Annotated in this window: 11 protein-coding genes and 1 tRNA gene; 9 read left to right on the forward strand and 3 right to left on the reverse strand. The window is 72.1% G+C overall.

The features are described from left to right. The first annotated feature begins 212 nt into the window (after positions 1-212). The 5 genes from G7063_RS10580 to adhE all read left to right on the forward strand — a co-directional run bounded on the left by G7063_RS10580 (position 213) and on the right by adhE (position 5,930). Complete coding sequence (locus tag G7063_RS10580; RefSeq protein WP_166414356.1) at positions 213-869, forward strand: FadR/GntR family transcriptional regulator; 657 nt, start codon at positions 213-215, stop codon at positions 867-869. 68 nt (positions 870-937) lie between these two features. Continuing rightward, positions 938-1,010, forward strand: a tRNA-Arg gene (locus G7063_RS10585). Positions 1,011-1,092: 82 nt separating this feature from the next. Then, positions 1,093-1,575, forward strand: coding sequence for a hypothetical protein (locus G7063_RS10590; protein WP_166414357.1), 483 nt, complete (start codon positions 1,093-1,095; stop codon positions 1,573-1,575). Positions 1,576-1,679: 104 nt separating this feature from the next. Further along, positions 1,680-3,020, forward strand: a complete 1,341-nt coding sequence (locus G7063_RS10595) for an APC family permease (RefSeq protein ID WP_166414358.1) — start codon at positions 1,680-1,682, stop codon at positions 3,018-3,020. Between the two features lie 162 nt (positions 3,021-3,182). Next, on the forward strand, positions 3,183-5,930 hold the full coding sequence (adhE, locus tag G7063_RS10600; protein WP_166414359.1) for a bifunctional acetaldehyde-CoA/alcohol dehydrogenase: 2,748 nt from the start codon (positions 3,183-3,185) through the stop codon (positions 5,928-5,930). Between the two features lie 133 nt (positions 5,931-6,063). Here the strand turns inward: adhE and G7063_RS10605 are convergent, their stop codons facing one another. From G7063_RS10605 to G7063_RS10615, 3 genes are all read right to left on the reverse strand, one after another. After that, positions 6,064-7,512, reverse strand: coding sequence for a D-alanyl-D-alanine carboxypeptidase family protein (locus G7063_RS10605; protein WP_166414360.1), 1,449 nt, complete (start codon positions 7,510-7,512; stop codon positions 6,064-6,066). A gap of 322 nt (positions 7,513-7,834) precedes the next feature. Further along, entirely contained in the window at positions 7,835-8,884 is a 1,050-nt protein-coding gene (locus tag G7063_RS10610) for a hemolysin family protein (protein ID WP_166414361.1), read from the reverse strand. Beyond that, a complete protein-coding gene (locus G7063_RS10615) occupies positions 8,881-10,215 on the reverse strand; it encodes a hemolysin family protein (RefSeq protein ID WP_166415321.1) in 1,335 nt (444 codons plus the stop codon). The genes G7063_RS10610 and G7063_RS10615 overlap by 4 nt, the downstream gene beginning before the upstream one ends. A gap of 162 nt (positions 10,216-10,377) precedes the next feature. Here G7063_RS10615 and G7063_RS10620 point away from each other — a divergent pair, with 162 nt between their 5' ends. From G7063_RS10620 to G7063_RS10635, 4 genes are read left to right on the forward strand one after another with little or no spacing between them, the layout of a single operon-like run. Next, the gene (locus tag G7063_RS10620; RefSeq protein WP_166414362.1) at positions 10,378-11,124 is read left to right on the forward strand and encodes a response regulator transcription factor; all 747 of its coding nucleotides are present in this window, start codon (positions 10,378-10,380) and stop codon (positions 11,122-11,124) included. A 53-nt stretch (positions 11,125-11,177) separates the two neighbouring features. Further along, positions 11,178-12,230 (forward strand): ATP-binding protein, encoded by a 1,053-nt coding sequence (locus G7063_RS10625; protein WP_240916039.1) that lies wholly within the window; start codon positions 11,178-11,180, stop codon positions 12,228-12,230. A 42-nt stretch (positions 12,231-12,272) separates the two neighbouring features. Further along, positions 12,273-13,214 carry an ABC transporter ATP-binding protein gene (locus G7063_RS10630; RefSeq protein WP_166414364.1) on the forward strand — a complete coding sequence of 314 codons (942 nt, stop codon included), beginning with the start codon at positions 12,273-12,275 and terminating at the stop codon, positions 13,212-13,214. Next, complete coding sequence (locus G7063_RS10635; protein ID WP_166414365.1) at positions 13,211-14,029, forward strand: ABC transporter permease; 819 nt, start codon at positions 13,211-13,213, stop codon at positions 14,027-14,029. The genes G7063_RS10630 and G7063_RS10635 overlap by 4 nt, the downstream gene beginning before the upstream one ends. The last annotated feature ends 26 nt before the right edge of the window (positions 14,030-14,055 follow it).

The following is a 14,055-nucleotide window of genomic DNA, read 5'->3' on the forward strand; positions in this document are numbered from 1 at the left end:
CCTCCTTGAGCATGTCGGGCGTGCGGCGCGGTCCCGTGGGGTGCTGCACCTGCACGCCCCCAGCCTAGCCGGACCCCTGGCCATGAGCGACCGTCGCCGCCGCGTCGTGTGCGTGACGATCGGGATGTTCCGGTCCAGCCGGTGAGCCGATGTGGCCACGGGACCCACGACGGTGTTCACTTCTCGTGAACCACCCGACGAAGGAGACGTACATGGTTGCCCGCACCGGACTCATCGATCGCACGGTCGAGCAGCTCCGCGAGTCCGTCATCGACGGCACCTGGCCCGTCGGCAGCCGCATCCCCACCGAGGCGGACCTCGCCTCGACGCTCGGCGTCGGGCGCAACACGATCCGCGAGGCGGTGCAGTCGCTCGTCCACTCCGGGCTCCTCGTGCGGCGCCAGGGCTCCGGGACCTACGTGCTCTCGGACTCTGAGCTCTCCGTCGCCCTCGGCCGACAGATCGAGCACGTCCACCAGCAGCACATCCTCGAGGTCCGCCGCAGCCTCGAGGTCGAGGCCGCCCGCCTCGCCGCCCGCCGCCGCACCGAGCGCGACGTCATGACTCTCCGCTCCCTCAACGAGGGCCGCCAGCAGAGCTTCTCCGTCGGCGACGTCGACTCGATGGTGACGAGCGACCTCGCGCTCCACCGCGCGATCGTCGCCGCAGCGCGCAACCCGTTGCTGCTCGACCTCTACGAGAACCTCCTCGACGCGATCGGCGACTCCATCCGCGCCAACGTCGAGACCGATCACCCCGACCACACGCACGACGAGCTCGTCGAGGCCATCGTCGACGGCGACGAGGACGCGGCCGCACGCGAGATCTACGCCTACCTCGAGCTCTACCTCGAGGCCCTCACGAGCTGACCCTGGGCAGATGTGACCCTGCGCCGCGCGCGGTGCTAATGTCGTCCCTCGTGCACCACGGTGCGCATGCCCTCGTAGCTCAGTGGATAGAGCGTCTGCCTCCGGAGCAGAAGGTCGTAGGTTCGACTCCTATCGAGGGCACGTTCAGGCCCCGGACTCCCCTCGCGGAGTCCGGGGTTCTTGCGTTTCCGGGACAGTTCGCAAGCCGTGCAGAATGAGTCCTATGTGGAGAGTCGCCGCCCCCAGCGCAACGCGAGACGCATGGACCGACTACGTGTGGGACGGCAAACCCGACCTGGGCCCGCACCTCCTCCCCGACGGCCGCGACATCCTCGACGAGATCCGCGAAGGGCGGGCAGGCGAACTTCCCTTCCCCGTCCAGGCACGCATCTACCAGGGCAAGCGCATCAACGACATGCTCTGGACAGGCGGCCTCGGCATGATCGCGTCCACCGCCCTCGTCGCCGTCCTCAACGACCTGGGCGTCGCCGGCTACGCCACATACGACCTCGACGTACGCAACCGTGACGGTAGCCCCCTGCCAGGGTTCGTCGGCTTCCGAACCACGTCCGACACCCTCGATACCGACATCACCGATCTCGGTCGCGGCGGCAGCTACATCTTCTATACGACAGACCGAGTCGCCAACGCCCTCCGCGACACCAAGCTCAAGCTCGACATCACCCCCGTGACGCCACGCGGCTGAGCCGCCCGGGGTTGCGTCAGACCGCCACCAACACGCGTGGACCAGGTCGCTGTCTGGACACGCCCCGTCCACCTCCGGGCACCTGTCACGGCTAGCGTCGTCGTGTGACCTCTGCCCCTCTTGCCCGCCGCCTCACGCTCGGCGACGCCGTGACGCTCGGCCTCGGCTCGATGCTCGGGGCCGGCGTGTTCGCCGCGCTCGCGCCCGCGGCCGGGCTCGCAGGGCGGTGGCTGCTCGTGGCGCTCGGGATCGCGGCGCTCGTCGCGACGGCGAACGCCCTGTCGACGGCGCAGCTCGCCGCGCAGCACCCGGTTGCGGGCGGCGCGTACGCCTACGGGCGGGCCCGGCTCGGCCCCTGGTGGGGGTTCGTCGCGGGGTGGGGCTTCGTCGTGGGCAAGACCGCGAGCTGCGCCGCGATGGCGCTCACGCTCGGCGCGTACGCGTGGCCGGGCCACGAGCGCGTCGTCGCACTCGTGGCGCTCGCGCTGCTCGTCGCCATCGACGTCGCGGGGGTGACACGGACGGCGCGTGCGACGCGCGCGCTGCTCGTCGTCACGCTGCTCGCGCTCGGGACGCTCGTCATCGTCGTGGCGGTCGCGGCCGCGACGGGGACGCTCGCTGTGCCCGACATCCTCGGCAGCGTTGACGCGGCCGGTGCTGGCGCTCCGACCGGCACGATGCTCGACCTCCAGGCAGCCCCCGACCTCACCGGCATCCTCGGCGCCGCCGGCCTCCTCTTCTTCGCGCTTGCCGGCTACGCGCGCGTGGCGACGCTCGGCGAGGAGGTACGCGACCCTGCGCGGACGATCCCGCGCGCCGTGGCCATCGCGCTCGTCGGTGCCGTCGCCGTCGTCGCCCTCGTCGCTGCGGCGGCGCTCGCCGCGCTCGGCCCGGCGGCTCTCGCGGCGTCGGTGGCCCCGCTCGCCGACACGGCGCGGGCTGCGGGCGCGCCGTGGCTCGTGCCTGTCGTCGGCGTCGCGGCGGTCACGGCGTCGGGCGGGGCCTTGCTCGCGCTGCTCGCGGGCGTGGGGCGCACGACGTTCGCGATGGCCCGGGAGGGTGACCTGCCGCGCGCGCTCGCGCACGTCGGCACCAGGTGGCGCACGCCGACGACGGCGACGCTGCTCGTCGGGGCTGCGGTCGCCGTCCTCGTGTGGACGACGGACCTGCGCGGCGTGCTCGGGGCGTCGTCGGCCGGCGTGCTGCTCTACTACGGCGTCGCGAACGCGGCGGCGTGGACGCAGCCCCGAGGCGAGCGGATCGTGCCGCGCTGGGTGCCCGCGCTCGGGCTCGCCGGCTGCCTGGCGCTCGTCGCGACGCTCCCCCGTGACGCCCTCGCGGTCGCCGGCGCCGTGCTCGTCGCCGGGGCCGTCGGACGGGTGCTCGCGCAGGCCGTCGGCCGGCGCGGAGAACCCCGCGGCGACGCCGACGACGCGCCGCTCTAGGACCTCCGACCTGCATCGACACCCTGCGCGGGCATCGTGCGAGGTCGTCGCGACCCCACCGGTGAAAAAGGTGGGACCTTTGACACGCGAGTGACGTTCAACACGCCCGTAGGTTGGTCTTGAGACCACAGAAGCACCCCGAACCCGCAAAGGGGATCGACCATGACCACCACCGCCGGCCCCGGCACCACCAGCCCCGTCGCCCAGGCGATCGACGCGCTCGTCACGCGCGGCCAGAAGGCCCTCGACGCCTTCATGCTCCTCAACCAGGAGCAGGTCGACCACATCGTCAAGAAGGCCTCCGTCGCCGCCCTCTCGCAGCACGGCGAGCTCGCCGTCCTCGCGGTCGAGGAGACCGGACGCGGCGTCTTCGAGGACAAGGCCGTCAAGAACATCTTCGCGTGCGAGCACGTCACCAACTCGATGCTCAAGATGCGCACCGTCGGCATCGTCGGCGAGGACGAGATCACGGGCATCACCGAGATCGCCGAGCCCGTCGGCGTCATCTGCGGCGTCACCCCCGTGACCAACCCGACGTCGACGACGATCTTCAAGGCGCTCATCGCCCTCAAGACCCGCAACCCGATCGTCTTCGGCTTCCACCCCTCCGCGCAGGCGTCCTCCGTCGCCGCCGCGAAGGTCGTGCGTGACGCCGCGATCGAGGCCGGCGCTCCCGCCGACTGCGTCCAGTGGGTCGAGCAGCCCTCGCTCGAGGCCACGAGCACCCTCATGAACCACCCGGGTGTCGCGCTCATCCTCGCGACCGGCGGCAACGCGATGGTCCGCGCCGCGTACTCGTGCGGCAAGCCGGCCCTCGGGGTCGGCGCGGGCAACGTCCCGGCCTTCATCGAGCGCTCCGCGAAGCTCAAGCGCGCCGTCAACGACGTCGTCCTGTCCAAGGCCTTCGACAACGGCATGATCTGCGCGTCCGAGCAGGCCGCCATCCTCGACGCCCCCATCTACGACGACGCGATGGCCGAGTTCGCCAAGCTCCACGCCTACCGCGCGACCCCCGCCGAGAAGGCGATGCTCGAGGAGTTCATCTTCGGTGTCACCGCGGGCGGCGAGAACTGCGGCGGTGCGAAGCTCAACCCGGCCGTCGTCGGCCAGTCGCCGCAGTGGATCGCCGAGAAGGCGGGCTTCACCGTCCCCGAGGACACCTCGATCATCCTCGCGGAGGTCACCGAGGTCGGCCCGAACGAGCCGCTCACCCGCGAGAAGCTCTGCCCCGTGCTCGCCGTTCTCCGCGCCGAGAGCGCCGAGGAGGGCATCCGCCTCTCCGAGCAGATGGTCGAGTTCGACGGCCTGGGCCACTCCGGCTCGATCCACTCCGAGGACCAGGCGATCATCCGCGAGTTCGGCTCGCGCATCAAGGCGGTCCGCATCATCACGAACGCGCCCAGCTCGCTCGGCGGCATCGGCGACATCTACAACGCGTTCATCCCGTCGCTCACGCTCGGCTGCGGCTCCTACGGCCACAACTCGGTGTCGAACAACGTCTCCGCGGTCAACCTCGTCAACATCAAGCGCATCGGGCGGAGGAACAACAACTTGCAGTGGTTCAAGGTCCCGGCCAAGACGTACTTCGAGCCGAACGCCATCCGCTACCTCGCCGACATGCGTGGTATCTCGCGGGTCACGATCGTCACCGACTCGACGATGACCAAGCTCGGCTTCGTCGACAAGATCCTCGACGTCCTCAACCGTCGTGGCGAGCGCATCGCGCTGCAGATCATCGACGACGTCATGCCCGAGCCGACCGTCGACTTCGTCCAGAAGGGTGCCGCCCTCATGCGGCACTTCAACCCGGACACGATCATCGCCCTCGGTGGCGGCTCGCCCATGGACGCCGCCAAGGTCATGTGGCTGCTCTACGAGCACCCCGAGATCGAGTTCGCGGACATGAAGGAGAAGTTCTTCGACGTCCGCAAGCGCGCCTTCAAGTTCCCCGACCTCGGTGAGAAGGCCTCGCTCGTCTGCATCCCGACGACCTCGGGCACCGGCTCGGAGATGACGCCGTTCGCGGTGATCTCCGACCCCGCCAAGGGCAAGAAGTACCCCCTCGCGGACTACGCGCTCACGCCGACCGTCGCGATCGTCGACCCGGCCCTCACCGCGATGATGCCGTCGTTCCTCGTCGCCGACTCCGGCTTCGACGCCCTCACGCACGCGACCGAGGCCTACGTCTCCGTCTACGCGAACGACTACACCGACGGTCTGTGCCTCCACGCGATCAAGCTGATCTTCGAGAACATCGCAGACTCGGTCAAGGGTGGCCCCGGCGCGACCGACGAGCGCACCGTCAAGGCGCGCGAGAAGATGCACAACGCCTCGACGATCTCCGGCATGGCGTTCGGCAACGCGTTCCTCGGCATCGTCCACGCGATGGCGCACGTCACGGGCGGCACGTTCAAGCTCGTCCACGGCCGCACCAACGCGACGTACCTGCCGCACGTCATCCGCTACAACGGCACCGTCCCGACCAAGCTCACGAGCTGGCCGAAGTACGAGCACTACGTGGCCCCCGAGCGCTTCCAGGAGATCGCCAAGCACCTCGGCCTCCCGGCGAGCACCCCGGAGGAGGGCGTCGAGTCCTACGCCCGGGCCGTCGAGGAGCTGCGCGAGCAGGTCGGCATCCCGGCCTCGTTCCAGCTGCAGGGTGTCGACGAGGAGCTCTTCATCTCCAAGCTCGACGAGCTCGCGATGGGCGCCTACGAGGACCAGTGCGCCCCCGCGAACCCGCGCATGCCGATGCTCGACGACATGAAGATCCTCATGGAGGCCGCCTACTACGGCACGTCCTTCGCTGAGGTCAAGGCGTCGCGCAAGGCCGTCGGTGCAGCGGCCGTCGAGGCTGGCGCCGAGCCGGCCGAGGCTCCCAAGGCACGTAAGGCAGCTCGCAAGCGCTGACCTGCTCGCCCCGGAAGGGGGTGGTGGCCGTTCCCGGCCACCACCCCCTTCCGTCGTCCCCGGGCACGCCAGCCCGGTGCCCGAGACGACGAAGGCCACCCCGACGGGGTGGCCTCTCGCAGGTGGTGCCGGCTCAGTAGTCGACGAGGCTGAAGAACTCCCAGTGCCACGGCTCGTACATGCCGGAGCCGCCACGACGCGCCCACGCGGGGTTGTCGAAGCCGTACACCGGGGCGTTCGCCTTGAGCCACGACCACTTGGCCGAGTCACGATACGTGCCCGAGCACAGGTCGAGCGCCAGGCCCAGACCGTGCTGCGACGTGCCCGGACGCGCCGCGTAGGCGCCCCGGCTCGCCGCGACCGAGTACTGGCCCGACAGCGAGCGGTAGGAGTCCGAGATGCAGATCGGGGTGTTGAAGCGCGCGACGAACTGCGCGTTGAGCTCGGCGAACGCGAGCGCAGCCGCAGGCTGGAGCTGGTGCCCCTGCTGCGGGAGGTTGCACAGCTGTTCGCCGGAGAGGCGGCCGTTGCTGGTCTTCGGGACGACGACCGTGCCGTCGCACCCGGCGATCGCCGGGCGTGCCTCGGAACGCGAGGCGAGGTCGACGTCACGACCCGCGAGGGTGTCGGCGACGATGACCGCGTTGTCGGAGAGGCCGCGCGGGCTCATGAGGACGTCGTACGTCGCACGACCTTCGGCGTAGTCGCGCACGACGGCCTCGTCGCCGGTCTGACCGATCCCCTGGGAGACGGGGACGGCGACCGTCGCGATCGCGAGCGCGGCAAGCACCCCGGCGCGGGCGGCACGGGTCCCGGAGGGGCGGCGCGGTGCTGTGCGAGGCGTCGCGCGGCCGGCACGACGACGCTCGTCGGCGACGGACTCACGACGGGTGCGCTGGCGGCTCGGTGCTGCAGCGGGTGCCGGCGGGGCGGTCGGCGCCTCGACGGAGGTCGGGACATCCGCGGGGGCGGCCGACGACGCGACGACGGGCTCGGCCGGCGTGACCCTGGCGGGAGCGACGGTGCGCACTGCCGGAGCGGCCGCGGGACGTGCAGCAGCGGCGACGGGTGCCGGGACCGTGCGCGGCACAGGGCCGGTGTCGGTGACGGCGGAGGGCCGCGCGGGGGTCACGCCCGAGGAGCGCAGGGCGGCGCGCGCCGCGACCGCGGCATCGGCGAGCTCGGCGCCCCGGGCGATCGAGGGCTGCGGCACGGGCGTCCAGCTGGTCGCGGGCACCGGGCGGCCGAGAAGCTCGTGGGGACGGCCCGCAACGGGGCGCGCGGCCGCACGAGCGGGCGACGCGGCGCCGCTCTGCGCGGTGGCGCGCACGGGGGCCTCGTCAGGCTCGAGGTCGGGCACGACGACGTGCGCGGACGGACGGCCGAGCGTCCCGTAGGGGGACGTCACGGCTGCGGTCGCGTGGGGTCGCACGACAGGAACGGGGGCTGACGTCGCCGACCCGGTGGTGGGTGCGCCGGAGGAGACGGGGGCGGTCGCTGCACGGGCGTCGAGGAGTGCTGCCTCACGGCGGGAACGGCGGGTCTCGGGAGCGGGAGCTTCGACCTTGCTGCTCGTGCTCACGACACCTCCATCCACGCTCGTGCGCCGTTCTCGCGGCGTTCCTGCCCGGCCCCGCCGGGGATTCCCGACAGGTCACGCTACCCCGACCGGGCGACCGGTCAGAACCGTTCCGGGCCGCACGCGACCCCGTCAGGGCCCTGCGTGGTTGCCGTTCCGGCGGTACCTCCTGCATCGGCACGGACGACGTCCGCGTCGACCTCAGGTCGATCACAAAACTATAACGAGCCGATGCCGCCCGGCCAAGACCACCTGCGCAACTGCGATCTACGTCTCAGATGGCGGATGCTGGGACGTTCGTCCCTCGACGAAGGAGGCCACAGCGTCATGGACGGTCGGCCTCGCGCTGCATCGCGTCCCGGACCTCGCCGACGAGCTCCTCGAGGATGTCCTCGAGGAAGACGACGCCTGTCTGCCGCCCCTCGTCGACGACGAGCGCCAGGTGGGCACCGTCGCGCTGCATCGCGGCGAGGACCTCCTCGACCTCGTCCTCCGGACCGACGGTCGCGAGCGAGCGCACCCGCCACGTCGGCACGGGGACGTCGTGGTCGGACTCCCCCGCGTAGAGGACGTCCTTGAGGTGGAGATAGCCCGTCACGGGACCACCCTCGGTCGCGACGAGCGGGAATCGTGAGAAGCCCGTCCGGGTGACCGCGTGCTCGACGTCGTCGGGCGTCGCACCCGCGACGAGCGCCGTGAGCGCGTCCGTCGGCACCATGACCTCGCGCGCGACCCGCTCGGAGAACTCGAGCGAGCCCGCGAGCAGTCCCTGCTCGTCGTCGAGGACGCCCTCCTGGCGCGAGACCTCGACGATCGAGTGCACCTGCTCGGCCGTGAACGCCGACGCGACCTCGTCCTGCGGCTCGACCCCGCCGAGCCTCACGAAGAGGTTGGCGAGCCGGTTGAGGACGACGATGAGGGGCCTCACGGCACGTCCGAGCCACACGAGCGGCGGGCCGAACCACATGACCGCCGCGTCCGGACCCGCGACCGCGAGGTTCTTCGGCACCATCTCGCCGAGGACGACATGGAGGTAGACGACGATCGCGAGCGCGATCGTGAACGCGACAGGGTGGACGAGCGCCGCCGGCACGCGCAGCGCCGCGAGCGGGTCCTCGAGCGCGTGCGCGATCGCGGGCTCGGCGACCATGCCGAGACCGATCGAGCACACGGTGACGCCGAGCTGCGCGCACGCGAGCATGAGCGAGACGTGCTCCATCGCCCACAGGACGGTCCGGGCGCGCCGGTTGCCGGCCTCGGCGAGCGGCTCGATCGCCGAGCGTCGGGCGGAGAGCACCGCGAACTCCGCGCCGACGAAGAACGCGTTGCCGACGAGCAGCGCAAGCCCCACGAGGAGGGCGGTGCCGGTGCTCATGCGTCCTCCTCGGTCGCGGCGACGTGCGTCGCACGCAACCGCGCGACACGGCGCCCGTGCATGCCGACCACCTCGAGGTGCACGCCGTCGACGTCGACCTCGTCGCCGATGTCGGGGAGCCGTCCGAGCAGCGACATGACGAGCCCGCCGAGCGTCTCGTAGACGGGAGAGTCGGGGACGACGAGACCCGTCTGCTCCGTGAGCTCGTCGGGCCGAAGGAGGCCCGGCAGCAGCCACGCGCCGTCGGCCTGGCGGGTCGCGCCCGCGCGCCGCACGTCGTGCTCGTCGGCGACGTCCCCGACGAGCTCCTCGACGACGTCCTCGAGCGTGACGACGCCCGCGGTGCCGCCGTACTCGTCGAGCACGACGGCCATCTGCAGGCCGAGGCCGCGCAGCGTGACGAGGAGCGGCCCGAGCCGGGCGGTCTCGGGAACCGTCGGGGCCTCGACCATGAGCGCGGCGGCCGGGACCTCGGCGCGGCGCTCGCGCGGCACCCCCACGGCCCGGCGCACGTGGACGAGCCCGACGATCTCGTCGCGCGAGCCGTCGATGACCGGGAAGCGCGAGTGCCCCGTGGAGCGCGAGAGCTCGACGACGCGCTGCGCGGAGTCCTCACGCGTGAGGACGACGAGGCGCGTGCGGTCCGTCATGACGTCGGACGCGTCGAGCTGCTCGAGCTCGAGGGAGTTCTTGAGGAGGAGCGCCGTCGACGCCTCGAGCGTGCCCTGCTGCGCCGAGCGGCGCACGAGCGAGAGCAGCTCGGGCGCGGAACGCGCGCCCGAGAGCTCCTCACGGGGCTCGACGCCGAGCCGACGCAGGAGCGCGTTGGCCGAGCCGTTGAGGCCCGTGATGAGCGGGTGCATGGCGCGCGTGAAGACGCGCTGCACGGGCACGACGAGCCGTGCGGTCGCGAGCGGCGCGCTGAGCGCGAAGTTCTTGGGGATGAGCTCGCCCGCGAGCATCGAGAAGAGGTTGACGAGCACGAGCGCGGTCACGGTCGCGACGACGGAGACGATCGACGCCGCCCACCCGGTGAGCCCGAACCCGTGCACGAGGAGCCGCTGCAGCGCGGGCTGAGCGGTGTAGCCCAGGAGGATCGTCGTCACGGTGATGCCGACCTGCGAGCTCGAGAGCTCGGTCGACAGCGAGCGCAGCGCCGCGAGGACTGACCGCGTGCGCCGGTCGGGGCCCCCCGGCCCCGACCTCTGCGCGATCTCGGACTCGAGCCCGGCCGGGTCGATCGTCACGAGCGCGAACTCGCTCGCGACGAACACCGCGGTGCCTGCGGTGAGCAGGACCCCGAACGCGACGAGCAGCCAGTCGGCCAGCACGCGCTCCCCTTCGTGGCGCGGCACGTGCCGCGCTCCTTGTCGTCCGACCCGGTCGTCCCGGGCGAGGTGCGTCGCACCCGTGCCACGGATCGTACCGACCGGGGCGGGCATCCTGCGCGCCGCGAGTACCGCGGGACGTTCCGCTGTGCGAATCTTGGGGGTATGAGCAGCAACGCAGCCAGCACCGGTGCCGCGCGCGGCACGACGATCCTCGTCGTCGAGGACGAGTCGACGATCGCCACGGCGATCGCCCAGCGACTCACCGCCGAGGGGTGGCGGGTCGAGGTCGCCCGCGACGGTCTTGCGGGTGTCGCGGCCGCCAGCCGCGTCCTGCCCGACGCCGTCGTGCTCGACGTCATGCTCCCGGGCATCGACGGGCTCGAGGTGTGCCGCCGCATCCAGGCCGAGCGCCCCGTGCCGATCCTCATGCTCACGGCGCGCGACGACGAGACGGACATGCTCATCGGACTCGGCGTGGGTGCCGACGACTACATGACGAAGCCGTTCTCGATGCGCGAGCTCGTCGCGCGGCTCAAGGCGCTCCTGCGCCGGGTGGACCGCGCGCAGCAGGCCGCGACCTCCCCCGTGGGCGAGCCCCCGATCATCGCGGGCGACGTGACGATCGACCGCGACCAGCGGCGGGTGCACCGAGGCGGCGAGGAGATCCACCTCACGCCGACGGAGTTCGAGCTGCTCGTCATGCTCGCGAGCTCGCCGCGGACGGTCCTCACGCGCGAGCGGCTGCTCGCGGAGGTGTGGGACTGGGTCGACGCGAGCGGCACGCGCACCGTCGACTCCCACATCAAGGCGGTGCGCCGCAAACTCGGCGCCGAGCTCATCCGCACGGTCCACGGCGTGGGCTACGCCTTCGAGCCGCCCGTGGACGGCGACGAGGGCGCGAAGGGCTGAGCGTGCCGTCGCCCGGTCGTCACGGTCGGGTCCCCCGGCCGCACCTTCCCGACGTGCGTCCGCTCGACCTCCTGCGCTCGATCCGGACGAAGCTCGGGGTGCTGGTCATCGCGACGAACGCCCTCGCCGCGCTCATCACGTGGATGGGCCTGCGGATGCACCTCGGGCCGACGCGGACGTTCCCGCTCGCGCTCATCGTCTCGATCATCGTGACGGCCATCCTGGCGCGCGGCATGACGTCGCCGCTCCGGGAGATGACGGCGGCTGCGCGTGCGATGGCGGGCGGCGACTACTCGCGCCGCGTGCGGGCGACGAGCCGCGACGAGGTGGGGCAGCTCGCCGTCGCGTTCAACCAGATGGCCGACGACCTCGCGACGGGCGACCAGCAGCGGCGCGACCTCATCGCGAACGTGTCGCACGAGCTGCGCACACCGGTGGCTGCGCTGCGCGCGCAGCTCGAGAACATCGTCGACGGCGTGACCCCGGCGACGCCCGCGACCCTCGGGACGGCGCTCACGCAGACCGAGCGGCTCTCGCGGCTCGTCACCTATCTGCTCGACCTCTCGCGGATCGAGGCGGGCGCGGCGGACCTCACCGTGACGACGGTGCACGTCGCCGACTTCCTCGACGCGGTCGTCGACGAGGTCGAGATGGTCGAGGCGGGCAAGAACCTCGTCTTCGAGGTCGACGTGACGCCGGCGGAGCTCACGCTCCCCGCGGACCCGGACCGGCTCTCGCAGATCTTCGTCAACCTCCTCCACAACGCGATCCGGCATGCGCCGCACGGTTCGACGGTGCGTGTCGCGGCGATGCGCCGCGGGGACCGGGTCGTCATCGACGTCGCGGACGAGGGGCCCGGCATCGCTGCGGCGGACCGGTCGCGGATCTTCGAGCGTTTCGTCCACGGGGCGACGCCGCAGGCGACGGCGAGCGCCGGGACGTCGGGCGGCACGGGCATCGGGCTCGCGATCGTGCGGTGGGCTGTCGCGCTGCACGACGGGGACATCGAGGTCGTCGACTCCGAGCAGGGGGCGACGTTCCGGGTGTCGCTGCCCGCACCGCGCCTGCGCGGGCTGCGGGTGCCGGGTCGCGACGCCGGCACGTAAAGCCTCTTGTTCTAGAGAAGATAGAACAACTAAGGTGGTGGCATGACGATCTCCGACTCCCCGCCAGGAACGGCTGCGCGCCTGTCCGTCCGCGGGCTCACCAAGCGATTCGGCACCGTGCACGCCGTCGAGGACCTGACGTTCGACGTCACCCCCGGCCGCGTCACGGGCTTCCTCGGCCCCAACGGCGCCGGCAAGACGACGACGCTGCGCATGCTCGTCGGCCTCGCGACCCCCACGGCCGGGTCCGCGACGATCGGCGGGAGGCGCTACTCCGAGCTCACGGACCCCGCCCGTACGATCGGCGTCGCGCTCGAGGCCTCGACGTTCCACCCTGGACGCACCGCACGTGCGCACCTGCGCATGTTCGCGCCCGCCGCCGGGGCCGACGCGGCACGCGTCGAGCAGCTCCTCGACCTCGTCGGGCTCACCCCCGACGCCGATCGCCGGGTCGGAGGCTACTCGACCGGCATGCGGCAGCGGCTCGCGCTCGCGACCGCGCTCCTCGGCGACCCCGAGATCCTCGTGCTCGACGAGCCGACGAACGGCCTCGACCCCGCGGGCATCGCGTGGCTGCGCTCGTTCATGCGCAACTTCGCCGCGAGCGGCCGCACGGTCCTCGTCTCGAGCCACATCCTCTCGGAGGTGCAGCACTCGGTCGACGACGTCGTCATCGTCGCCCACGGCCGGCTCGTGCACACCTCCTCGCTCACGGAGCTCGCGGCGCGCGCGGTCCGCACCGTCACGGTCGCGTCGCCCGACCCCGCGGCGCTCGCCGCCGTCGTCGCGCAGCGCGGCTGGGCGTCCGAGCCCGCCGACGCCACGTCGCCCGGCGCACTGCGCCTCCGGGACGTGCACGCCGCCGAGGTCGGCACCGCGGCCTTCGCCGCCGGCGTCGAGCTCCACCTCCTCTCGGAGGACTCCCCGGGGCTCGAGGACGTCTTCCTCCGCCTCACCGGTCAGACGACGGAGGTGGCGGCATGATGCGCGCGGTGCGGCTCGAGGTCGCGAAGTTCTTCTCGACCCGCATGTGGTGGGTCCTGCTCATCCTCATGGGCGGCTACATGGCGCTCCTTGCCGGCGGGATGGGCTTCGCGTTCACGGCCGCGCCGGAGAGCGTCTCCGGGGGCGCCGGCACGGGCACTCCGGCCGCCGACCCACTCGCGACGGCCCGCGCGGTCTATGCGGTCGGCACGACGCTCGGCTACGTCTTCCCCGCGATCATCGGCACGCTCGCCGTGACGGGCGACCTGCGGCACCGCACGATCGTCCCGACGCTCCTCGCAGACCCTTCGCGCACGCGACTGCTCGTCGCCAAGCATCTCGGCGCCCTGCCCGTCGGGATCGCGTACGGGCTCGTGGGCTCGCTCGCGGCGCTCGGCGCGGGTGCTGCGCTCATCACGCTCGGCGGCGGCGACCCGATGCTCGGCCACCCCGAGGTGTGGCGGACCGTCGCACTCTCGACCGTCGCACTCACGCTGTGGACGCTCGTCGGCGTCGGCGTCGGCTCGGCCATCAGCAACCAGGTCGCGGCGCTCGTCGTCCTGCTCGCCTTCACGCAGTTCGTCGAGCCGATCGCACGGACGGGCCTGACGGCCGGCCTCGGTGCCGCGGGGACGAGGATCGCGCAGTTCCTGCCGGGCGCGGCGGGCGACGCGCTCGCCGAGGGGTCGATCTACTCGCTCATGGCACCGGGGACGCTCGCGCCGTGGTGGCAGGGGGCTCTCGTCCTGCTCGGCTACGCGGTGATCCTCACCGTCGTCGGCAGGCTCACGACCTTCCGTCGCGACATCGACTGACGGGCCGTCGCGCCCCGCACTCGGTG

It is taken from the genome of Sanguibacter sp. HDW7 (assembly GCF_011300875.1).
Taxonomy (GTDB): Bacteria; Actinomycetota; Actinomycetes; order Actinomycetales; family Cellulomonadaceae; genus Flavimobilis.